Source organism: Streptomyces sp. ADI95-16 (assembly GCF_003721495.1).
Lineage (GTDB): Bacteria > Actinomycetota > Actinomycetes > Streptomycetales > Streptomycetaceae > Streptomyces > Streptomyces goshikiensis.
In genome coordinates this window covers 6,066,581-6,088,437 of record NZ_CP033581.1, presented here as the reverse complement: position 1 = coordinate 6,088,437, position 21,857 = coordinate 6,066,581, and the positions used below count along the sequence as shown (strand labels likewise).

18 protein-coding genes are annotated in these 21,857 nt (G+C 73.0%); 7 read left to right on the top strand and 11 right to left on the bottom strand.

Going from position 1 to position 21,857, the window contains the following annotated elements:
• Nucleotides 1-109 precede the first annotated feature (109 nt).
• The 4 genes from EES41_RS27270 (at nt 110) to EES41_RS27255 (ending at nt 6,370) form a co-directional block, all read left to right on the top strand.
• Complete coding sequence (locus EES41_RS27270) at nt 110-565, top strand: Lrp/AsnC family transcriptional regulator (RefSeq protein WP_037798281.1); 456 nt, start codon at nt 110-112, stop codon at nt 563-565.
• Between the two features lie 154 nt (nt 566-719).
• Nucleotides 720-2,813 (top strand): PQQ-binding-like beta-propeller repeat protein, encoded by a 2,094-nt coding sequence (locus EES41_RS27265; RefSeq protein ID WP_123080710.1) that lies wholly within the window; start codon nt 720-722, stop codon nt 2,811-2,813.
• A gap of 477 nt (nt 2,814-3,290) precedes the next feature.
• Nucleotides 3,291-4,214, top strand: coding sequence for a serine/threonine protein kinase (locus EES41_RS27260; protein ID WP_123080709.1), 924 nt, complete (start codon nt 3,291-3,293; stop codon nt 4,212-4,214).
• Nucleotides 4,215-4,219: 5 nt separating this feature from the next.
• Nucleotides 4,220-6,370, top strand: a complete 2,151-nt coding sequence (locus EES41_RS27255) for a protein kinase (RefSeq protein ID WP_123080708.1) — start codon at nt 4,220-4,222, stop codon at nt 6,368-6,370.
• A gap of 129 nt (nt 6,371-6,499) precedes the next feature.
• On the opposite strand, the gene EES41_RS27250 is transcribed toward EES41_RS27255, so the two are convergent.
• From EES41_RS27250 to EES41_RS27240, 3 genes are all read right to left on the bottom strand, one after another.
• Nucleotides 6,500-8,308, bottom strand: a complete 1,809-nt coding sequence (locus EES41_RS27250; protein WP_123080707.1) for a glyoxal oxidase — start codon at nt 8,306-8,308, stop codon at nt 6,500-6,502.
• A 346-nt stretch (nt 8,309-8,654) separates the two neighbouring features.
• Nucleotides 8,655-9,986, bottom strand: coding sequence for a class I SAM-dependent RNA methyltransferase (locus EES41_RS27245; protein WP_123080706.1), 1,332 nt, complete (start codon nt 9,984-9,986; stop codon nt 8,655-8,657).
• Nucleotides 9,987-10,103: 117 nt separating this feature from the next.
• Nucleotides 10,104-12,152 carry an APC family permease gene (locus EES41_RS27240; protein WP_123080705.1) on the bottom strand — a complete coding sequence of 683 codons (2,049 nt, stop codon included), beginning with the start codon at nt 12,150-12,152 and terminating at the stop codon, nt 10,104-10,106.
• A 199-nt stretch (nt 12,153-12,351) separates the two neighbouring features.
• Here EES41_RS27240 and EES41_RS27235 point away from each other — a divergent pair, with 199 nt between their 5' ends.
• The gene (locus EES41_RS27235) at nt 12,352-13,020 is read left to right on the top strand and encodes a TrkA family potassium uptake protein (RefSeq protein ID WP_008741343.1); all 669 of its coding nucleotides are present in this window, start codon (nt 12,352-12,354) and stop codon (nt 13,018-13,020) included.
• Complete coding sequence (locus EES41_RS27230; RefSeq protein WP_123080704.1) at nt 13,017-13,679, top strand: TrkA family potassium uptake protein; 663 nt, start codon at nt 13,017-13,019, stop codon at nt 13,677-13,679. Before EES41_RS27235 ends, EES41_RS27230 begins: the two co-directional genes overlap by 4 nt.
• Before the next feature lie 105 nt (nt 13,680-13,784).
• Here EES41_RS27230 and EES41_RS27225 read toward each other — a convergent pair whose 3' ends face one another.
• The 7 genes from EES41_RS27225 to EES41_RS27195 form a co-directional block, all read right to left on the bottom strand.
• On the bottom strand, nt 13,785-14,522 hold the full coding sequence (locus tag EES41_RS27225) for a DUF3159 domain-containing protein (RefSeq protein ID WP_123080703.1): 738 nt from the start codon (nt 14,520-14,522) through the stop codon (nt 13,785-13,787).
• 3 nt (nt 14,523-14,525) lie between these two features.
• Entirely contained in the window at nt 14,526-14,945 is a 420-nt protein-coding gene (locus EES41_RS27220; RefSeq protein WP_123080702.1) for an OB-fold nucleic acid binding domain-containing protein, read from the bottom strand.
• A gap of 24 nt (nt 14,946-14,969) precedes the next feature.
• Nucleotides 14,970-15,656, bottom strand: a complete 687-nt coding sequence (locus EES41_RS27215; protein ID WP_037798274.1) for a response regulator — start codon at nt 15,654-15,656, stop codon at nt 14,970-14,972.
• Entirely contained in the window at nt 15,653-18,247 is a 2,595-nt protein-coding gene (locus tag EES41_RS27210; RefSeq protein ID WP_123080701.1) for a sensor histidine kinase KdpD, read from the bottom strand. The genes EES41_RS27215 and EES41_RS27210 overlap by 4 nt, the downstream gene beginning before the upstream one ends.
• Nucleotides 18,248-18,450: 203 nt before the next feature.
• On the bottom strand, nt 18,451-19,239 hold the full coding sequence (locus EES41_RS27205; RefSeq protein WP_123080700.1) for a DUF3710 domain-containing protein: 789 nt from the start codon (nt 19,237-19,239) through the stop codon (nt 18,451-18,453).
• Nucleotide 19,240: 1 nt separating this feature from the next.
• A complete protein-coding gene (gene dut / locus EES41_RS27200) occupies nt 19,241-19,777 on the bottom strand; it encodes a dUTP diphosphatase (protein WP_123080699.1) in 537 nt (178 codons plus the stop codon).
• The gene (locus tag EES41_RS27195; RefSeq protein ID WP_123080698.1) at nt 19,777-20,361 is read right to left on the bottom strand and encodes a PaaI family thioesterase; all 585 of its coding nucleotides are present in this window, start codon (nt 20,359-20,361) and stop codon (nt 19,777-19,779) included. The genes dut and EES41_RS27195 overlap by 1 nt, the downstream gene beginning before the upstream one ends.
• Nucleotides 20,362-20,419: 58 nt before the next feature.
• On the opposite strand from EES41_RS27195, the gene EES41_RS27190 reads away from it, so the two are divergent.
• Nucleotides 20,420-20,899, top strand: a complete 480-nt coding sequence (locus tag EES41_RS27190; protein ID WP_123080697.1) for a DUF3093 domain-containing protein — start codon at nt 20,420-20,422, stop codon at nt 20,897-20,899.
• A 22-nt stretch (nt 20,900-20,921) separates the two neighbouring features.
• On the opposite strand, the gene EES41_RS27185 is transcribed toward EES41_RS27190, so the two are convergent.
• On the bottom strand, nt 20,922-21,851 hold the full coding sequence (locus EES41_RS27185; protein WP_123080696.1) for a hypothetical protein: 930 nt from the start codon (nt 21,849-21,851) through the stop codon (nt 20,922-20,924).
• Nucleotides 21,852-21,857 lie beyond the last annotated feature (6 nt).

Sequence of the window (21,857 nt, the reverse complement as noted above, 5' to 3'; positions counted from 1 at the left end):
CTCGCCACATGCGTACGTACGCTCGAAAAGGCAATAATAAGAAAATCTACGCGCAACGCGATTGCCAGTTTCCCCTCACCCGCAACACAACGCGGGGGATGATTGCGTCATGGATGCCATTGACCGCGCCATCTTGCGCGAGCTCCAGCAGGACGGCCGCCTCAGCAACCAGGAGCTGGCCCAGCGCGTGGGCCTGACCCCCTCCCCCTGCATGCGCCGCGTGCGCCAGCTCGAACAGGACGGGGTGATCCAGGGCTACCGCGCGGTGATCGACCCCGAGGCGGTCGGGCGCGGGTTCGAGGTGCTGGTCTCCGTGGAGGTGCGGCGCGACCGCGAGGCGGTGGAGGCGTTCGAGGCGGCGCTCCAGGACATCCCCGACGTCATCGAGGCGTACCGCCTGTTCGGCAGCCCCGGCTGCCTGCTCCGCATCGCCGTCGCCGACCTGCGCGCGTACGAACGCCTCTGGATCGAGCAGCTCACGGCCCTCTCGGGCGTCACCGAGGTCAACTCCCAGATCATCATGAAGCGCATCAAGGAGCCCACCGGCCTCCCGGTCGACCGCTGAGCGGCAGCGGCGGCGGGTCCCCGGGGCAACGGGGCCGACCGCGGCAACGGAGCCGACGGGGCCGACCGCGGCAGCAGGCCCGGCGGAGGGCCCGCCTAAGATCAACGGGCCCCGGGCCCGAACGGCGGGCCGGCCCGACAGGAAGCGGCACCCCATGGAACCACTCGGCACCGGCGACCCGATCCGGCTCGGTCCCTACCGCGTCGTCGGCGTCCTCGGCGAGGGCGGCATGGGCAAGGTCTACCTGGGCCAGGACCCCGCCGGCCGCCCGGCGGCGGTCAAGGTGCTGCTGCCGGAACTGGCGCACGACCAGCACCTCGCCCAGCGCTTCCTGCGCGAGGCGCACACCGCGCGGGCCGTGAGCAGCTCCGGCGTCGCCCGGGTCCTGGACGCGCGCGGCGAGGGCGACCGGCCCTGGATCGCGACCGAGTTCCTGTCCGGGCCGACCCTCGATCACGCCGTGCGCCAGTACGGGGCGTTCGACGCGGACGGCGTACGCGCGCTCGCCGCCTCGCTGGCCGCGACCCTGCGGGACGTCCACGCGGCCGGGCTGGTGCACCGGGACCTGAAGCCGGCCAACATCGTGCTGACGGCGGACGGTCCGCGCGTCATCGACTTCGGCATCGCCCGCCCCGAACACGGCCTGACGCTCACCACCACCGGCCAGGTCCCCGTCACCCCCGGCTACGGCGCCCCGGAGCAGGTGCTCGGGCAGCGCGTCGGTCCCGCGGCGGACGTGTTCTCGCTGGGCGCCGTCCTCGCGTACGCGGCGACGGGCCGGCCCGCGTTCGAGGGGACGCACGTGGCCGCCGTGCAGTACGAGGTGGTGCACGGGGAGCCGCGACTCGCCTCCGTACCGGCCGAGTTGGGGTACCTCATCGCCCCCTGCCTCGCGAAGGAGCCCGCGCGCCGCCCCGCTCCCGCTGAGATCGCGGCCGCGTTCGCCCCGCCGCCCGGAGCGGACCGGGCCTGGCGCACCGGGCCGCTGGCCGAGGACATCACCCGCCGGGCGGCCGAGGCCGCGCGGCAGACCGCCCGTACGGAACCCGGCTCGGGCCCCGGGGCCGGCCCCTCGCGTCGCCGGGTGCTGCGCACCGCGCTGGCGGCGGGCGGCGTGGTGGCCGCCGCGGGCGGCGCCACCGGCGCGTGGTGGCTGCTGCGCGAGGAGCCCGGGGCGGGGCCGCTGAAGGTCGGGCTCGCCCGCGGCGCGACACCGCTGCCCGCGTCCGCCGCCACCTCCGGCAAGGCGCCGAAGCCGCTGTGGGGCCCGCTGAAGGTGGCGGCGCAGCCGGTGAACGGCGTGGTCATGACCCCGCTGTCGCTGCGCGACGTGGTCGTCTTCGCCGCGAAGGAGGGCGGGCTGGCGGCCCGTCTGACGTACAGCGGCAAGGAGAAGTGGCGGCTTCCGGACGCCGCCGCGGCCGCCGGGGTCCTGGCCCTGCCCGAGCTCGGGTTCGTGGCCGCGGACAGGTACGGCGCGCTGCTCGCGTACGAGTCCTCGACCGCCAAGCTCGAATGGTCGGTGCCGGACGCCGAGGTGGGCCGCTTCCTGACCGTGGACAAGGACACGGTCTACGTGGTGACGCAGGGCGGCCGGCTGCGCGCCGTGGACCTCGTCCAGCAGCGGATCCGCTGGACCGTCCCGCTGCCCGCGCCGGCCGTGCGGGGCGCCGGGCCGAAGGCCGCGACCTTGCAGGGGCTGCTCGTGCTGTCCGGCGCCGACGGCAGTCTGCTGACGTTCACGACGTCGACGGGGCTGGCCGTCTGGGAGGTGGAGGGCCAGTCCCGGTCGGCCATCGCGCCCGTCATGTTCAAGGACACGGTCCTGCTGGGCGGCCGGACGCTGTCGGCGCGCCGCATAGTCGGCGGCGAAGAGGTGTGGCGGGCCGAGGCCTCCGAGGCCGTCGGGCAGGGCGCGGGCGGCTGGGGCCCGCCGCTGCTGCGGAACGACACCGTGATCGGCATGAACGGGACCTCGCTGACGAAGCTGACCACCACGGGCAGTCCCACCCCGCTGGGCAAGGCCGCCCGCGGCCCGCTGCCGCACACCCCGCTCGTGGTCGAGGGCGGCGCGGTCTGGGCGGTGGAGGCGGACGGCCGGGGCGTCTGCGCGTACTCCCTGGAGAACGGCACCCGACTGTGGACCTGGGCCCCCGGGGCGAAGGGCCCCTGGGCCCTGTCGGGCGCCGGAAACCGCGTCTACCTGGTCAACGCCGGCACCCTCACGGCCATGCCCACAACGGCCTGACCACACCGAACCCCCTCCCCACCGACCTCCAGCCCGGCTTTCCGGCAGCTCCCGGCAGGCCTTCCCCCGACTCCCCGACGGCTCCCGGGCGAGTCCCCGACGAGTCCCCGGACAGCTTCCCGACGGGCCCCGGACAGCTCCCCGACGAGTCCGGGGCAGCTTCCCGACGGCCCCGAACAGCTTTCCCGACGGGGCCACGGGTGCTTCCCGGCGGCTCCCCGGTCGGGCCCCAGGACAGCCTCCCGGCGACCCCCGAATCGGGCCCGGGTCGCATCCCGGCACCTTCCCGGCGGCAGCTTGCCCGGGCAGCCGCCCGATGGGTCTCCGGGCAGCTCCCGGCGGCCCCCGGGCACCTTTCCCGACGGGCCCGGGCGCGGCTCCCCGGCGGGTGCCGGCGGGTGCTCACCCGGTGCCTCCCGTGGCGCGGCCAGCGCATAGGCTCGGGGCTCCGGCTGCCGACCCCGGGGGACCTCGCGCATGGAACGCCTTCGACATGACGACCCGCCGCGCCTGGGCCCGTACCTGACGCTCGCTCGGCTCGACGCCGACTCCGCCGACGGCGCGGTGCCCGAGCGGCGCTACCTCGCGCGCACCGCCGACGGGGAGCGCACCGTACTGCTCTGCGCGCCCCTGCCCGAGGCGGCGGCGGCCCCGGCCGCGTGGGCGATGGAGGCCGAGCTCGCGTCGCGGCTGTCCGTACCGCGCTTCCTGCGCCCCGCGTCGCAGGGCTCCGAGGCCGGACTGCCCTGGTACGCCGTCCCGTACACCCCGGTCCTGCCGCTGCCGGCGGCGCTCGCCGCGCACGGGGGCCCGCTGCCCGAGGACCTGGTCCGCCGGCTCGGCGCCGCGCTCGCGGCGGGGCTGGCCGCCGCGCACGCCCGGGGCCAGGCGCACGCGGGGGTGTCACCGGCCGCCGTGCTGATCGGCGCTGCCGGTCCGCTGCTGGGCTGCTTCGGCGCGGTACGTTCCGCCGCCCCCGAGGGGCCGCCCGGTCTCGACCCTGGCTGCCTGGCCCCGGAGCTGCGGTCGGGCGGGCGGCCGGAGCCGCTCGGGGACGTGTTCGCGCTGGGCGGCGTACTGGCGTACGCGGCGAGCGGGCACACCGTACCCGAGCAGAGCGAACTCCCGCCGGGGCTGCGGCAGCTGGTGGCGTCCTGCCTGGCGCGCGACCCGGCGGACCGGCCGTCGGCACCGCAGGTGCTGCACGCCCTGTCCACGACCGGGCCCGCGCGGACACCGGCTCCGGCCGCGGCGCCGGCCGCGACGGTCCTCGACGAGCAGGCTCCGCCGCCGCTGCCGGGCCGGGTGGTGGCCGCCCTCGCCGCCCAGTCCGCCGGGCTGCTCGCCTCGGAACTCCCCGCCGCCCGGCCCGCTCGGCCCGCTCCCCAGAAGGTGCACTGACCCCGATGGCCCCGCCTTCACCGCGTTCACCGCTCGCCCCGCTCACCCACGCCGATCCCGAGCGGCTCGGCGACCACCGGCTGCTCGCCCGCCTCGGCAGCGGCGGCATGGGCACCGTGTACCTGGCCCGTTCGGCGGCCGGGCGCGTGGTCGCGCTCAAGACCGTGCACGCCCGGATCGCCGCCGACGCCTCCTTCCGCAGCCGGTTCCGGCTGGAGGCCGACGCCGCCCGGGTCATCGGCGACCGCTACGGCGCCCGCGTGTTCGGCGCGGACCCGCTGGCCGGGACGCCGTGGCTGGCCACCGAGTACGTGATCGGGCCGCAGCTCGACGAGGCCGTCCGCCTCGGCGGTCCGCTGCCCGAGCCGGTGGTACGGGAGCTGGGCGCCGATCTCGCGCGGGCGCTCGGCCAGTTGCACCGCTCGGAGGTGGTGCACCGCGACCTCAAGCCGTCCAACATCCTGATCACCGCGACGGGGCCCAAGGTCATCGACTTCGGGATCGCGCGCGCCCTCGGCGACGAGCGACTGACCCGCGTAGGCTCCGCCGCGGGCACCCCGGCGTTCATGTCCCCCGAGCAGGCCGGAGGCCTCGAACACACCCCGGCGGGCGATGTGTTCGCGCTGGCGGGCGTCCTCGTCCTCGCGGCCTCCGGGCACGCCCCGTTCGGCGGCGGCCAGGCCGCCGACCTCCTCTACCGGGTGCGGTACGCGGAGCCCGACCTGACCGGCGTACCGGCGGGACTCGCGCCGCTGCTCGCCCGCTGCCTGGACAAGGACCCGGCGCGGCGGCCCCCGGCGGCCGAACTGGCCCGGTGGCTCGCCCCGTCCGGGGACGGCGCGTTCGCGGACGGGCTGCCCGGGCCGGTGCTCGCGGACATCGCCCGGCGCGCCGCGGCGGTCTGGGAGCAGCCCCCGCCCCGGCTCCCGGCTCCGGCGGCGGACCCCGCCGAACCGGGCCCCGGGATCTCGCGCCGGCGGCTGTTCACCTTCGCCGCCGCCGGGTTCACCGCCACGGCGGCAGCGGCGGGCGGCGCCGTATGGGCCTGGCCGGACGGGAAGCGGTCCGCCGCGGCCGCGCCGCAGGATCCCCCCGCCCCGCTCTGGATCTTCGGCGGCAGGAACCCCGGCCGGGCGGGCTCGCCCGTGCGCGTGGGCCCGCACCTCGTCGCGTCCGTCGGCGTCGGAACCTCGGTGATCGACCCGGCGACGGGCCGGAGCCTGGCCGACCCCCACATCGCGCCGAGCGGCCGCCTCACGACCGACGGCAAGGTGCTGTACGGGCTGCGCACGTGGACCACCGGGGTGAAGGACCTCGCCGTCCTGGCCTTCCCCCAGGAGTACGACGGCGATCGTCCGCCGGTCGTGACCCTTGCCGGGTTCGACGCCGCCGAGGACCTGAACGACCTGCTGTGCGCGGCCGGCGACACGGCGGTCCTCTACGCCAAGTCCGCCTCGGACGGCCGGTGGTTCCTGGTCGCCGCGAGCCTGACCTCGGGCAGGGAACTGTGGCGCCGCCCGGCCCCGGCCCCGACCGGTCTCGACTCCGCCGCGGTGTGCGTCAAGCCCGTGAAGGGCGGCCTCCTCAGCTGCCTGCGGACGGGCCCGTCGGACACCCTGACCCTGTCCCTCCACGACCCGGCCTCCGGCGCGGAACGCTGGCAGCGGTCCCTGCCCGTCCCGGGCGCGGTCCCGTTCCAGCTGGCCACGGACGAGAACCACCTCTACCTCGGCGCCGACACCCTCCAGGCCCTGCGGCTCTCCGACGGCGCCCCGGCCTGGTCCTTCGGCCAGGGCCGCGACATGGGCCCCAAGCCGTACGGCCAGCGCCGCTACGGCGTCCCGGCCGTCCGCGACGGCGTCGTCTACGCCAACGAGGGCGCCCGCGGCCTGGTCGCCGTGGACGCCCTCACCGGCGCCGAACGCTGGTCGGAGATCCCCCCGAAGGACTTCCGCGCCGCCCCCGACACCACCCCGGCGGTGGGCTCCCGGTACGTCTACGCGATGGACATGACGGGCCTGCGCGCCATCGACCTCCGCACCCACCGCCCCGTCTGGCGCTACCCCTCGCCGGCCACCACCCTCACCCCGGACCCGGACAACACCCGCCTCTACGCCCGCGAGGAATCCAGAATGCTCGCCTTCCGCATGGAGTGACCCCGTTCCGGCACGCACCTGAGGGGCGGTAGGCAGCGCGGACGCGCGTCGCACGGGCGACGGCCCGGCCCGGAGTCCGCGGATCCGGAGTCCGGGACCTGGCCGTCGCTTCGTTCCCCTTCGCCTCGTTCAGCGCAGGGACACGAACTTGGCCGTGCTCGGCACCCCCTTCTCGTCCAGCAGGAAGAGCATGTAGTGGCCGGGCGGGGCGTCCTTGGCGGAGGGCGGGGCCTGGAGCCCGATCGTGTCGCCCTGACGGTGGACGATCCGCAGTTCCAGGTGACGCTGACTGGTGTTGACCGAGTGGGTCGCGGTGGTCGGCGCCAGCAGGACGGCCTTCTTGACCTGACCCGGGGTCGAAGTCGTCACCCTGAAGCGGGAGTCGTAGCCGACGGGGCCTCCCGGCACCTGGTCGAGCTTGGGCCGGGAGCCCTGGTGGAGGTAGGCGGGCTCGAAGATCTCGATGCTGCCGTTCATGTCGTCGTCGATCTTCGGGTCGTTGGCGAGCTGCTGGAGTTCGTCGCCGGTGACCATGATCCGGCCGTCGGGCAGGACGACGGCGTTGGAGTGGTAGCCGCGCGGCAGCCGCTGCGCGGGGCCGAGCCGCCACTCCCCGAGCGCGTTGCGGGTCTCGATCTGGCGGTACTTGAGGTCGGACTTGGGGTTGTAGTCGCCGTTTCCGTAGTCCCGGATGCCGTAGGCGCCGTTGACCGTCAGCAGGCTCGCGTCCGGGAGCAGGAGGGTGTCGTCCTGGGTCCGGCCGAAGGCGCGCGGCTGCTTCTTCTCCCACACCCCGTTCGCCAGTTGGTAGGTGTTCGGGTCGTCGCGGTCGCCGCCGAGGATCAGTACGGAGTTCGGGCCGCGGAATCCGGCGGGCAGCGCCACGGCCGAGCCGTAGCCGCGGTGGACGCCGTCCGGGCGGGCGGGCAGGTCCGTACGCGTCTCCGCGACGGGGTCGAAGGCCCACTGCCGGGTGTCGTGGCGGCCCAGGCCGTAGACCATGCCGTCGCGCAGGGTGAACAGGTGCGGGTAGTCGCTGTCCTCGCCGAACGGGGCGTCGACGCGCAGGGTGTCGGTGGGAACGTCCCTCGGGATCAGGGTCTTCTCGAAGGGCACCGGGTGGCTCTTGGCCGGGAACCGCTCGATGACCGAGGTGGAGGTGCCCCAACCCTGTTCGGTGTGGCCGGACATGATGAGCAGGCGCCCGTCGGGGGCGGTGGCGACGGTCGGGTACCAGCGGCCCACCGCCATGTCCTTGTTGACCGACCACGACTCGGTCCACGGGTCGAAGACGAGGGACAGCCTGGCTCCGGCGCCCCCGCCGTAGCCGAGGTTCCCGCCGAAGACGCCGAGCATGCCGTTGGGCAGGAAGGCGTGGCCTGCGCAGAAGAAGGGGGCCGGGCGCTTGACGTTCGTGCCGTCCGGCACGACCAGCTCGGGCGGGGTGACCTTCTTGAACGCGTCGGGGCCGGTCCCCTTCGCCGGATCCCAGAGGAAGGCGCGGCCGGCGTTCTCCGGCCCGAGCGTGTTGGTCGGCGCGGGCTCCTCCGTGGGGTCGGTCTCGACCCGCTCGAAGGAGAACAGCAGCACCTTGCCCGTGGGCAGCATGGCGATGTGGGCGGCGAAGTCGGGCGACGGGAAGTACTCCGCGAACTGCCCGTACGTCTTGGGGTGGAACTTGGAGTTCACCAGCTCCTGGGACCTGGTCAGATCGTTGAGGCTCTCGATCCGCGCCAGCTGGGAGTACCCGCCCAGAGCCTGGGCCGCCTCGCGGATCTTGGCATGTTCCTGAGCATGCCCGGAGCCCAGCGCCGCGGCTTCGTCGGGATGGCTCTCGCCGTCGTGGGCGGTGGCCGGGACGGCGGTGACGAAGAGGGCCGTGGCGGCGAGCGCGGAGAGCGAGGCCGCGATTCTCTTGGAGCGGTGCCTGCGTGACATGTGACTCCTCACCTGTGAGCACGTGCGGACAGGCGGAGAGCCTGCCGTGGGTGTTGATCACCCACAGCGACAGATGTATGACGACATGAACGCAGCGCGCCTGCCGGATCCGAACCCCCGCGGCAGGGCCGTCGGTGTCACGGACCAGCACCGACCGCCCAACACGCCGACCCCGCGGCCCCGCGCCGGTCCCCCGCACGGCCGTCACTCCGTAGACGAACACGCCGGTCAAGGCACGCCGGGAACAGAACGACGCAGTTCCTGTTTCACGCCCCGGAAGAAAAGCCGCCCGCCGCGGACTCCCGGTCCAGGGAAACCGTCGGCGGGCGTGGAAACAACCGGTGGGTCAGGCGCTCTTCGCGATCGGCTCCAGGATCGCGACGCACTCGACGTGGTGGGTCATCGGGAAGAGGTCGAAGACGCGGAGGGTGCGGACCTTGTAGCCGTGGTCCTTGAAGTAGCCCAGGTCGCGGGCCAGGGCCGCCGGGTCGCAGGCGACGTAGGCGATGCGGCGGGCCGAGAGGCCGGCGATGTGGCGGACGGTCTGCTTGCCGGCGCCGGCGCGCGGGGGGTCGAGGACGACGAGGTCGCACTCCGTGATGCCGGTCTTGGGCAGGATCGCCTCGACCTTGCCCTGTTCGATGCGGACCCGGGGGAAGTCCTCCAGGTTGTGCCGGGCGTCCTCGACGGCGCGCTTCGTGGACTCGATGCCGAGGACCGCGCCCGTCTCGCCCAGGCGTTCGGCGAGGGCGCCCGCGAAGATGCCGACGCCGCAGTAGAGGTCGAGGGCCATCTCGCCCTTGCGCGGCATCAGGCCCTGCATGACGGCCTTGATCAGGGTGTCCGCGGCCTGTGGGTGGACCTGCCAGAAGCCGCCCATGCCGACGCGGTACGTACGGCCGTCGGCGCGCTCGCGGACGAAGGGGCGGCCGTGGACGCGGTGGACGCCGCCGTCCTTCTCCTCGACCCGCAGGACCGAGACCGGCTTGTCGAGCTCCACGAGGGGGAGCCGGCCGCCCGGGCGCGGGGTCAGGACGACCTGGCGGTCGTTCGAGCCGGAGGCGGCGATCGCCTCGACCGAGGCCATCTGGGGCCAGTCCTGCTTCTCGATGCCCAGCTCGCTGACGCCCGGCGCCGCGATCATGCAGTGGTCGATCAGCTCGATGTCGTGCGAGCGGTGCTTGCGCAGGCCCGCGTTGCCGTCCTCGTCGATCGCGAACTGGACGCGGGTGCGCCACTGCGGGACCTGGCCCGCCGGCAGCTTGTCGCCCTCGGCCGGCATGACGGTGCCGTCCCAGCCGGCCTCCTCCGGGGTGAGCCCGGCGAGCCGCTTCAGCTGCTCGGCGACGACCTCGCCCTTGAGCCGGCGCTGGGCGCCCGGCTTGGCGTGCTGCCAGTCGCAGCCGCCGCACTTGCCGGGGCCGGCGAACGGGCAGGGGGCTTCGACCCGGTCCTTGGAGGCGTCGAGCACGGTGATCGCGTCGGCGCGCAGGAAGCGGGAGTCCACGTCGCCCTCGGTGACCTTCGCGACGACCTTCTCGCCGGGCAGGGTGTGGCGGACGAACAGGACCCGGCCCTCGGCGGTACGGGCGATGCAGTGACCGCCGTGCGCGACGGGGCCGACCTCTACCTCGTACTCCTCCCCGACCAGTGACTGCTTCTCGTTCTGCTCCGTCATGGCGGGGAGGCTCCAAGGCTAAGAAAGATCAAAAATGCGAACGGCCGGACGACCGACCCACCAGTTTACGTGGATCTCGTCCGGCCGTTCACCAACCTGCTCCGAGGCCGCGTACGGCTACTTGCCCGCCGGGTCCCGCGGCCGCGGGGTGTCCACGGGCCCGCGGCGCACCGCGCCCGGCGCGTTCCACTCGGCCCGCTTCTTCGCCCGCCGCTTCGCGAGTTCCGAGGACTCCAGCTGGTACGGCACCGAGGTGACCATCACGCCGGGGGTGAAGAGCAGCCGGCCCTTGAGCCGCAGCGCGCTCTGGTTGTGCAGCAGGTGCTCGTACCAGCGGCCGACGACGTACTCGGGGATGTACACGCTGACGGCGTCGCGCGGGTTCTCGCTGCGCAGCCCCTTCACGTACTCCACGACCGGCCGGGTGATCTCGCGGTACGGGGAGTCGAGGATCTTCAGCGGGACGTTGATCCCGCGCCGCTCCCACTCCTCGCGCAGCACCTTGGTCTCGGCGGCGTCGACGCTGATGCTCACCGCCTCCAGGGTGTCCGAGCGCGTCAGCTTGGCGAAGGCCAGGGCCCGCAGGGTGGGCTTGTGGACCTTCGAGACCAGGACGATCGAGTGGACCCGGGAGGGGCGCACGCTGTCGTCGCTGGGGCCCTCGGCGGCGGCGATCTCGTCGGCCACCCGGTCGTAGTGCTTCCGGATCGCGGTCATCGTGCCGTAGAAGATCACCATGCCGAGCAGCGCGACCCACGCGCCGTGGGTGAACTTGGTGGCCAGTACGACGACCAGCACCAGGCCGGTGAAGAAGGCGCCGAAGGTGTTGATCGCGCGGGAACGCTTCATCCGGCTGCGGGCGGCCTGGTCCTGCTCGGAGCGCAGGTGGCGGTTCCAGTGCCGGACCATGCCGATCTGGCTCAGCGTGAAGGAGACGAACACGCCGACGATGTAGAGCTGGATCAGCTTGGTCGAGTCGGCGTCGTAGATCCAGACCAGCAGGATCGCGGCGCCCGCGAGCAGCACGATGCCGTTGGAGAACGCGAGCCGGTCTCCCCGGGTGTGCAGCTGGCGCGGCAGGTAGCGGTCCTGGGCGAGGATCGAGCCGAGCAGCGGGAAGCCGTTGTACGCGGTGTTCGCGGCCAGGAACAGCACCAGCGCGGTGGCGGTCGCGAGCACGATGAACAGGAAGCTGCCGTTGCCGAAGACGGCCTCGGCGACCTGGGAGATCACGGGGTGCTGGACGAAGTCGGGACCGACGGGGGTGCCGTTGTCCAGCAGGTTCGTCGCGGGCGACTCGGCCATCTTCACGTCGGTGGCCATGGCGAGGCCGATGATCCCGCAGAACATGGTGACCGCCAGGATGCCCATGAGGGCGAGGGTGGTGGCCGCGTTCTTGCTCTTGGGCTTGCGGAAGGCGGGGACGCCGTTGCTGATGGCCTCGACGCCGGTCAGGGCGGCACATCCGGAGGAGAAGGCCCGGAGCAGCAGGAACACCAGCGCGAAGCCGGCCAGGCCTTGGTGTTCGGCCTTGATTTCCAGACCGGCGGTCGGGGCTTCCATGGAATCGCCCATGACCAGGCCGCGCCAAGCGCCCCAGGCGATCATCACGAAGACCGCGCCGACGAAAACGTAGGTCGGGATGGCGAAGAGCTTCCCGGATTCCTTCACGCCGCGCAGATTCATCAGCGTGAGAAGCAGAATCATGATCGTCGCGGAGAGCACCTTGTGCTCAATGACGAAATCCACGGCGGAGCCGAGGTTCTCGACTCCGGAAGAGATCGACACCGCGACGGTGAGGACGTAGTCGACGAGCAGGGCGCTGGCCACGGTGAGACCGGCCTTGGGCCCGAGGTTGGTGTTCGCGACCTCGTAGTCACCGCCGCCGCTCGGGTAGGCGTGGACGTTCTGGCGGTAGGAGGCGACCACGGTGAACATCAGCACGACGACCGCGAGCGCGATCCAGGGGCTGAAGTGGTACGCCGACACGCCCGCGATCGACAGGACCAGCAGAACCTCGCCGGGGGCGTAGGCCACCGAGGAGAGCGGGTCGGACGCGAAGACAGGAAGGGCGATCCGCTTGGGGAGGAGTGTTTCTCCGAGGCGGTCGCTGCGTAGCGCCCTGCCGATCAGGATCCGTTTGGGCACGTCGGTCAGTTTGGACACGCAGAGGATCGTAAGCGTTCGAAATCGGCCTGACGAACCCCCCACCCCATATCCAGGGCAATGAGGCCCCGACTGCACCGCAAGAAGCCCCGTGGGTGACCGCCCGTGTGTAGCTTGGGCCATGGTCTGAGACCCTGTTAAGCCAGAGCATGCAATGAGGCTGGGAACCAGCGCGCCGCTGGCAGCCGGAAGGACGGCCGTGCACATCGTCATCATGGGCTGCGGAAGAGTGGGCTCCGCCCTCGCGCAGACCCTGGAACAGCAGGGGCATACGGTCGCCGTCATCGACCAGGACCCCACCTCATTCCGCCGGCTGGGCGCCGGTTTCGGCGGCCGCCGGGTCACCGGCGTCGGCTTCGACCAGGACACCCTGCGGGAGGCCGGAATCGAGGAGGCGGGCGCCTTCGCCGCGGTCAGCAGTGGTGACAATTCCAACATCATCGCTGCCCGCGTGGCCCGCGAGATGTTCGGCGTCGAGAACGTCGCGGCCCGCATCTACGACCCCAAGCGCGCCGAGGTCTACCAGCGGCTCGGCATCCCCACCGTCGCGACCGTGCGGTGGACCGCCGACCAGATGCTGCGCCGGCTGCTGCCCTCGGGCGCGGAGCCGCTGTGGCGCGACCCGAGCGGCGGCGTCCAGCTCGCCGAGGTGCACACGTCCGCCGCCTGGATCGGGCACAAGGTCAGCAAGCTGCAGGAGGAGACCGGCGTGCGCGTCGCCTTCCTCACCCGGCTGGGCGAGGCGATGCTGCCGACCTCCCAGACCGTGCTGCAGGAGGGCGACCTCGTCCACGTGATGATGCGTACGGACGAGATCGCCAAGGTCGAGGAGGCTCTCGCCGAGGGTCCCGAGGAGGCACACGCATGAGGGTCGCGATCGCCGGAGCCGGCGCCGTGGGTCGCTCCATCGCGGGCGAGCTGCTGGAGAACGGCCACGAGGTGCTGCTGGTCGACAAGGCGCCGACCGCCATCTCGGTGGAGCGGGTGCCGCGGGCCGAGTGGCTGCTGGCCGACGCCTGCGAGATCACCTCGCTGGACGAGGCCGCGCTGCAGCGCTGCAACGTGGTCATCGCCGCGACGGGCGACGACAAGGTCAACCTGGTCGTCTCGCTGCTGGCGAAGACCGAGTACGGGGTCCCCCGCGTCGTGGCGCGGGTCAACAACCCCAAGAACGAGTGGCTCTTCAACGAGTCCTGGGGCGTCGACGTCGCCGTCTCCACCCCGCGCCTGATGTCGGCGCTGGTCGAGGAGGCCGTGAGCGTCGGCGACCTGGTGCGGCTGCTGCGCTTCAGCCACGGCGACGCCAACCTCGTCGAGCTGACCCTGCCGGCCGACTCCTCGGTCGCGGGCACCCAGATCAGCGAGATCTCCTGGCCCGAGGACACCTCGCTCGTCACGATCATCCGGGGCAACCGGGTGCTCACCCCGCACGGCGAGGAGACCCTGGAGCCGGGCGACGAGCTCCTCTTCGTGGCCGCCCAGGCCCGCGAGGAGCAGCTGGAGGACCTCCTCCAGGCCCGCGACTGACACGGCGCGGCACACGAGGCACGCGAAAGGGGCGGGGCGGCCGATCGGCCGCCCCGCCCCTTTCGTTCGCCCGTGGAGGGGCGCCTGCGTACGCCTGCGTAGCCGCTATCCGGCCGCGGACCTGCGGGCCCTCTCGGCGGCCTTCTCGGCCTCCTCCTTGGCCTCCCACTCCGCGATCACGTCGATCGGCGGCGGCGCCTTCGCCAGGAACATCCAGGTGAAGTACACCGCGAGCACCATCGGCGGGAGCTTCAGCGCGATCAGCACCCAGCCCAGCTGCGTCGCGTCACCCCACCAGTACAGCGGGAAGAGGATCGCGTACTTGGCGAGGAAGATGATGCCCCAGGCCAGGCTGGCCTTGGTGTACGCCTTCTTGCGCCCGGGGTTGCGGGTGCGCCAGGACAGGTTCTCCTTGAACACCGGCCCCAGGACCACGCCGAGCAGCGGGAAGCCGACCAGCGCGGACAGCGTGAACGCCACGCCGAGCCCGGCGCCGTAGATCATGCCCGGCAGGTAGAAGCCCTTGGCGGAGCCGGTGAAGAGGGCGAAGGCAACGCCGACGCCGACGCCGAAGACGCCGCTGAAGGCGTGCTTGACGGTGTCCTTGCGCAGCAGCCGCACGATCACGAGCAGGACCGCGACGCCGCCCGCCGCGATGGCGGACATCCTCACGTCCTTGTTGATCGTGTAGATCATCACGAAGAGCAGCCCGGGCAGCATCGTCTCCACGGTGCCCCGGATGCCTCCGAACGCGTCGAAGAGCGCTGCCTCGGTCACGGCCTTCTGGTCCTCGGAAGGCTCTCCGGCGGGGTCCGGGGTGATCGGTTTGTCGAATGACGTCACCGGTTACTGCTCCTGTCCGAGCGGTCGGAGTTCGTACTTCGGGTTGAAGAGCACCCGGCGCCCATGGCTCATCGAGATCCGTCCGGAGGCGATCATGCGCCGCCCCGGTTCGATTCCCACGATCGAGCGACGTCCGAGCCACACCACGTCCAGTGCGGCGGAGCCGTCGAACAGCTCCGCCTCCAGGGCCGGTACGCCCGCCCGCGGCCGCAGGGTCACGGTGCGCAGGGTTCCGGTCACCTTGACTATCTGGCGGTCGTGCGAGTCGCAGATCCGCGTGCACCCCGCGGCTTCTGCGGCCTCTTGCAGCTCCGCCGAATGCAGCTCCTCCTGCGAGGTGGACAGCCGCTCTATCATCCGGCGGAACCGGCCCGCCGGCCTTGCCGGTTTCACGGGCTTCTCGGGACGCGGTTCAGCACTCATAGAGGAAGCCTACCGGCGCCGCCACTACCGCTCGAAGCGGTATCCCATGCCCGGTTCGGTGATGAAGTGCCGCGGATGCGAGGGGTCCGCTTCGAGCTTGCGGCGCAGCTGGGCCATGTAGACCCGCAGGTAGTTGGTCTCCGTGCCGTACGAGGGCCCCCAGACCTCCTGGAGGAGCTGCTTCTGGCTGACGAGCTTGCCGCCGTTGCGGACGAGGACCTCCAGCAGGTGCCACTCGGTCGGGGTCAGGCGTACGTCGCGTCCCTCGCGGACGGCCTTCTTGGCCGCGAGGTCCACCGTGAAGTCCTCGGTCTCGACGACCACCTCGTCCCCGCCGGCACCGGCGGCCGGCTCCGCGCGGCGGACGGCGGCGCGCAGCCGTGCCAGCAGCTCGTCCATGCCGAAGGGCTTGGTGACGTAGTCGTCGGCGCCGGCGTCGAGGGCCTCGACCTTCTCGTCGGAGCTGTGGCGGGCCGACAGGACCAGGATCGGCACCCGGGTCCAGCCGCGCAGGCCCTTGATCACCTCGACGCCGTCCATGTCGGGCAGGCCGAGGTCGAGGACGACCACGTCGGGGTGGCGGGCCGCGGCCAGCTCCAGGGCCTGGGCCCCGTCGGCGGCGGCGTCGACCTCGTACTTGCGTGCCTTCAGGTTGATCACGAGGGCTCGGACGATCTGGGGCTCGTCGTCCACCACGAGCACTCGGGTCATTGAGGGCCTGCCTTCTGTCGTATCGGTTCGAGGTCTGCGGGGCCGGGGCGGTCTTCGCCGTCCACCGTGACATGTGGCGGTGTCTTGTCGCGCGTCACCGCACGCAGGGTGAGCACCATGGTGAGGCCGCCCCCGGGGGTGTCCTCGGCCGCGAGGGTGCCGTCCATGGCCTCGGCGAACCCGCGGGCCACCGCCAGCCCGAGCCCCACTCCGGCCCCGCGCGGTGCGTCCCCGTGCCGCTGGAACGGGGCGAAGATCCGGTCCTTGGCCTCGTCGGGGACTCCGGGCCCGCGGTCCACGACCCGCACCTCGACCCGGTCGCCGAGGAAGCTCGCCGCCACCAGCACCGGCTCCCCGCGCGGGCTGTACTTCACGGCGTTCTCCACCACGTTGGCCACGGTCCGTTCCAGCAGTCCCGGGTCCACCGCCACCATGGGCAGCGACTCCGGCACGTCCAGCACCACGCTGTCCTCCGGTACGCCGCCCAGCGCCATCGGGACCACCTCGTCGAGGTCGATCTCCCGGATCAGCGGGGTCACGGTGCCGGTCTGCAGGCGGGACATGTCCAGCAGGTTCCCCACCAGGTGGTCGAGGCGGTCGGCGCCGTCCTCGATCCCTTCGAGGAGTTCGGCCCGGTCCTCCTCGGACCACTCCACGTCATCGGAGCGCAAGGAGGACACGGACGCCTTGATCGAGGCCAGCGGGGTCCGCAGGTCATGGCTGACGGCGGCCAGCAGAGCGGTCCGGATCCGGTTGCCCTCCGCCAGCCGGCGCGCCTCCTCGGCCTCGCCGACCAGCCGCTGGCGGTCCAGCACCACGACGGCCTGCGCGGCGAACGCCCCGAGCACCCGCCGGTCCTCGGCGGGCAGCACCCGCCCCGACAGGGCCAGCGCCATGTGATCGCCGATCGGCATGTCCACGTCGGCGTCCTCGGGCCGGGTGACCGGGCTCGGCCCGACGCTGCCGGCGGGCTTCCACGGCTCGACGTCACCGGCGCGCTCCAGCAGGGCCACCGACTCCATCGCGAAGGTCTCGCGCACCCGCTCCAGCAGCGCGTCCAGGGTGTGCTCGCCGCGCAGCACGCTCCCGGCCAGGAAGGACAGGATCTCCGACTCGGCCCGCAGCCGCGCCGCCTGGTGGGTGCGCCGGGCGGCCAGGTCGACCACCGAGGCGACGGAGACGGCCACCCCGAAGAAGACCGCGATGGCCACGATGTTCTTGGGATCGGAGACGGTGAACCGGTGCAGCGGCGGCGCGAAGAAGTAGTTCAGCAGCAGCGAGCCGACGGCCGCCGAGGCCAGCGCCGGGAACAGCCCGCCGAGCAGCGCCGCGGCCACGGTCAGCGACAGGAACAGCAGCATGTCGTTGGCGAGGCCGAGGTCGGCGTCCACGTGCGTGAGCAGCACGGCCAGCAGGACGGGGAAGACCACCCCCACCACCCAGCCGGCGATGATCCGGGTCCGGCCGAGCCGGGCCGCCGAGCGGACCACGGGCAGCCCGCGGCCCTTGGCGACGTGCTCGTGGGTGACGATGTGCACGTCGAGGTCGGGGCCCGAGTCCCGGGCCACGCCGGCGCCGACACCGGGGCCGAAGACGTACTGCCAGGCCTTGCGGCGGCTGGAGCCGAGCACGATCTGGGTGGCGTTGACCCCGCGGGCGAAGGCGAGGAGGGCGTCCGGGACGTTGTCGCCGATGACGTGGTGGAACGTTCCGCCAAGGTCCTCGACCAGGGTCCGCTGGACCGCGAGCTCCTTCGGGGAAGCCGCCGTGAGCCCGTCGCTGCGGGCGATGTAGACGGCGAGCACCTCGCCGCCCGCGCCCTTCTCGGCGAGCCGGGCGGCGCGCCGGATCAGCGTGCGCCCCTCGGGGCCGCCGGTGAGGCCGACGACGATCCGCTCCCGGGCCTGCCAGGTGGAGCGGATGCCGTGCTCGCCGCGGTACTGCTGGAGGTACTCGTCGGCCCGGTCGGCCACCCACAGCAGCGCCAGCTCGCGCAGCGCGGTCAGGTTGCCGGGGCGGAAGTAGTTGGACAGCGCCGCGTCGACCTTGTCGGGCTTGTATATGTTCCCGTGCGCCATCCGCCGGCGCAGGGCCTGCGGGGACATGTCCACGAGTTCGATCTGGTCGGCCCGCCGGACCACCTCGTCGGGCACCGTCTCGCGCTGGCGCACCCCGGTGATGGACTCCACCACGTCCCCGAGGGACTCCAGGTGCTGGATGTTCACGGTGGTGACGACGTCGATGCCGGCCCGCAGGAGCTCCTCCACGTCCTGCCAGCGCTTGGCGTTGCGCGAGCCCGGCACGTTGGTGTGCGCCAGCTCGTCCACCAGCGCGATCGCGGGCCGGCGGGCCAGCACCGCGTCCACGTCCATCTCCGTGAACCCGGCGCCCCGGTACGACAGCGCCCTGCGCGGCACCTGGTCCAGGCCGTGCAGCATGACCTCGGTGCGCGGCCGCCCGTGGTGCTCGACGAAGCCGACGACGCAGTCGGCGCCCCGCTCCACCCGGCGGTGGGCCTCGGAGAGCATCGCGTACGTCTTGCCCACACCGGGTGCCGCGCCGAGGTAGATCCGAAGCTTGCCGCGTCCCATGCGCTCATTCTCGGGGACGTTCGCCCCGTTCACGCACCTGTGCGGGGGTTTACGGCCATCCCTGACGCACCCTTGACGCGACCGGTCCCCGGGTACGCGAAGGCCGGTGGGCCGTCCCCCCGAAGGAGTACGGCCCACCGGCCAAAACACGTGTACGCGGGCGTACGGCGGGGGCCCCGCGGCCCCCGCCGGCGGGGCCGGCGTCAGCGGACCTCGGTGATCTCCGGGCCGCGCTCCAGCTGGCCCATGCCGCCGCCGAAGCGGGAACCCTCGGGCTCCTCGGTCGTCTGCACGCCGTCCGGCACCATCTGGGCGTCGTTGGGCAGCTTCAGGACGATCGGGTCGCGCGGGGCCATCGGGCCCTCGCCGCGTACGACGACGGTGTCCCGGAAGATCTGCTCCAGTACCCCGGCCGAGTCGGGGCGCACCGCGCCCTGGCCGGAGATGACACCGCGCAGGAACCAGCGCGGGCCGTCGACGCCGACGAAGCGCACCAGCTGGGCGCCGGTCTGGCCGTCGGGCAGCGGGACGGGGACCTGCGCGCGCAGCTCCCAGCCCAGCGGGCCCTCGGCCTCGTCGATGATGCCGCCCTGCTGGGTGATGCCCGAGGCGATCTCGTCGCGGACCTCGCCCCAGATGCCTTCCTTCTTGGGCGCCGCGAAGGCCTGCAGCTGCACGGCGCTGTCGCCGAGGACCACGGTCGCCGCCACGATCGCGTCACCCGCGACCTCGACACGCAGCTCCATGCCCTCGACACCGGGTACGAGAATGCCGCCCAGGTCCACCCGGCCGTCCTCGGGGTTGCCGAGCACCTCGGAGACGTCCCAGGGGCCGTCCGGCCGCGGGGCCGGCGGCAGGTTCATCCTGCGCGGCGCGGCGGAGGCGTCGAGGTCTTCGGCGCCGTCCCGCTCATCGGCGTGCGCGCCGTCGACGACCTGCTCGGCCGCGCCGCCGTCGTTGACGGAGTCGTTCTTCTTGCGACGTCCGAACACGTCACTGTCCTTCCCGGTCGGTTACGACCGAAGCGTAGCCATTCCCACCCTGCTGACCAGCGCCGGATCCGGCCACGGCCGCATGACCGCCGGTGGAGCCGAAACCCCCCTCGGCCCGGGCCGAGCCGGGAAGTTCCGCCACCTCGTGGAAGCGCACCTTCTCGACCCGCTGGACAACCAGCTGGGCAATGCGGTCGAAACGCTCGAACCTGACGCTCTCGCGCGGGTCGAGATTGACCACGATCACCTTGATCTCCCCACGGTACCCGGCATCCACCGTCCCCGGGGCATTCACGAGCGCGAGCCCGCAGCGGGCGGCCAGGCCCGAACGCGGGTGCACGAAGGCGGCGTAGCCGTCGGGCAGCGCGATCGAGACGCCCGTGGGCAGTACGGCGCGCTCGCCGGGCTCCAGCTCGGCGGCCTCGGTGGTCACCAGGTCGCAGCCGGCGTCGCCGGGGTGGCCGTACGCCGGGATCGGGACCTCCGGGTCGACCCGGCGGATGAGCACGTCGACCGGGGCGGGGTTGCTCAGGGACATCAGGGGTTCACCTCAAAGGCGCGTGCGCGCCTGACCTGGTCCGGTTCGGCCATGGCCGCCCGGATCTCCTCGGGCCGACCGTTCTCGATGAAGTGGTCGACCTTCACTTCGATGAAGAGGGCGTCGGCGCGGACCGCGACCGGGCCCTCGGGGCCGCCTATCCGGCCGACGGCCGTGCTGTAGATCTTCCGGCCGGCCACGGCGGTGACCTCGGCCTCCAGGTACAGCACGGTGCCCACGGGGACGGGCCGCCGGTAGTCGGTCTCCAGCCGTCCCGTCACCGCGATGACGCGCAGCAGCCAGTTCAGCGAGCCCAGCGTCTCGTCGAGCGCGGTGGCCAGCACGCCGCCGTGGGCGAGGCCGGGCGCGCCCTGGTGGGCGGGCTTGACGGTGAACTCGGCGGTGACGCGCACGCCCTCGCCGGCCCGCGACTCCAGGTGCAGCCCGTGCGGCTGGTCCTCGCCGCAGCCGAAGCAGTGCTCGTAGTGCGCGCCGAGCAGCTCGCCGGGGGCCGGGGCATCGGGGTGCCGTACCGGCGCGGTGGCGTCCGCCGGGGGCGTCAACGCTGTGTTTCGTCCACTCACAGCCGCAGACCTTACCCGCGCGGCTACCCACCGGTCGCCCCGTGGCAGGCTTGATGCCATGCAGCCCTCCCCCGCGCACCACGACGAACGCCTCACCGCCCCCCGTTCCTGGTGGGGCGTCGCCGCTCTGACCGGTCTGGCCTGCGCGCTCATGCTGCTGCCGCTGGGCGGGCTGGCGCTGCTGGCCGGTCTGGTAGGCGGCACCGCGCTGGCGGGTGCGCTGGTCAGTTCGTACGGCTCCGCGCGCGTGCGCGTGGTCAACGGCGTGCTGGCGGCGGGCGACGCCCGGATCCCGGCGACGGCGCTGGGCGAACCGGAGGTGCTGGACGCGGAGGAGGCCCGCGCCTGGCGGACGTACAAGGCCGACGCGCGCGCCTTCATGCTGCTGCGCGGCTACGTTCCGACGGCGGTCCGCGTCGAGGTCACCGACCCGGCGGACCCGACCCCGTACCTGTACCTGTCGACCCGGGAGCCGCAGGCGCTGGTGGCGGCGCTGCGGGCGGCGAAGGCCGCTGCCCCGGCCGGTCCGGCCGGCTGAGGCCGACCGCGCTGAGCCGCGCTCAGCCGCGCGGGTCCGGGCCGGGGCCTTCGGGTGCGGCCCCGAGGGGCCCGGGAAGGGGCTGGGCGGGCTGCTCCAGGGGCGGGAGCGCGCTCAGGGCGTCCCAGGCCACGGCGTGCTTGCGCAGGTCGGTACGGACCTTCTCAGCGAGCTTGCGGGTGTCGCGGCGGTTCATGACGGCGCCGACGGCCGCGCCCACCATGAACGGCATCAGGTTGGGAAGGTCGCGGAACATCCGCTTCACGATCTGCTGGCGCAGCTCGCGCTTCATCTGACCGCCGAGCGCCGCGTTCAGCGTCGTCGGCTTGGTCAGGTCGATCCCGCGTTCCTCGGTCCACGCGGTCAGGTAGGCGAAGCTGCGTTCCCTGAGGTTTCCGGCCGGCCGCCGGCCGTACACCTCGTGGAGCTCGGCGACGAGCTTGAGTTCGATCGCCGCGACGGAGGTGATCTCGGCCGCCAGTTCCGCCGGCATCGCGGGCGGCACCGGCAGCATGGCCGCCGCGCCGATCCCCGCGCCCACGGTCGAGGTGGCGTTGGCGGCGCCCGCGATCAGCTTGTCGGCGAGCTGATCGGGACCGAGGCCCGGGAACTGCGCGCGCAGCGTCGCGAGGTCCCGAACCGGAACGCGCGGGGCGATCTCGATGATCCGGTCGGCGATGTACAGGACCACGGCCCTGATGCCCGCGCCGAATCCCGCGCCACCCTTGCGCATGCCGTCACGGACGGCTTGCAGCCGACGGGCCCCGCCGGTGCCCCGGGACCCCTCGCCGGCCGCTGTGGCCGACGGCACCGCAGCTGTGGTGCCGGAGGGCACGGCGGGTACGCCGGGGGCTCCAGGGCCCGTTTCCGGGCCCGTGGCTCCCGCCTGCGTCTCCGCCGGATCACCTGATTTCCGGAAGCGCATCTTCCGGAAGGGCGTCGAGCCTGTCACGGCCCT

Coding starts and splice junctions, on each gene's coding strand:
- EES41_RS27255 (WP_123080708.1), top strand. CDS start 4,220: ATGGCCCCGCCTTCACCGCGTTCACCGCTCGCCCCGCTCACCCACGCC.
- dut (WP_123080699.1), bottom strand. CDS start 19,777: ATGTCCCTGAGCAACCCCGCCCCGGTCGACGTGCTCATCCGCCGGGTC.
- EES41_RS27265 (WP_123080710.1), top strand. CDS start 720: ATGGAACCACTCGGCACCGGCGACCCGATCCGGCTCGGTCCCTACCGC.
- EES41_RS27245 (WP_123080706.1), bottom strand. CDS start 9,986: ATGACGGAGCAGAACGAGAAGCAGTCACTGGTCGGGGAGGAGTACGAG.
- EES41_RS27190 (WP_123080697.1), top strand. CDS start 20,420: ATGCAGCCCTCCCCCGCGCACCACGACGAACGCCTCACCGCCCCCCGT.
- EES41_RS27210 (WP_123080701.1), bottom strand. CDS start 18,247: ATGGGACGCGGCAAGCTTCGGATCTACCTCGGCGCGGCACCCGGTGTG.
- EES41_RS27215 (WP_037798274.1), bottom strand. CDS start 15,656: ATGACCCGAGTGCTCGTGGTGGACGACGAGCCCCAGATCGTCCGAGCC.
- EES41_RS27270 (WP_037798281.1), top strand. CDS start 110: ATGGATGCCATTGACCGCGCCATCTTGCGCGAGCTCCAGCAGGACGGC.
- EES41_RS27220 (WP_123080702.1), bottom strand. CDS start 14,945: ATGAGTGCTGAACCGCGTCCCGAGAAGCCCGTGAAACCGGCAAGGCCG.
- EES41_RS27260 (WP_123080709.1), top strand. CDS start 3,291: ATGGAACGCCTTCGACATGACGACCCGCCGCGCCTGGGCCCGTACCTG.
- EES41_RS27230 (WP_123080704.1), top strand. CDS start 13,017: ATGAGGGTCGCGATCGCCGGAGCCGGCGCCGTGGGTCGCTCCATCGCG.
- EES41_RS27250 (WP_123080707.1), bottom strand. CDS start 8,308: ATGTCACGCAGGCACCGCTCCAAGAGAATCGCGGCCTCGCTCTCCGCG.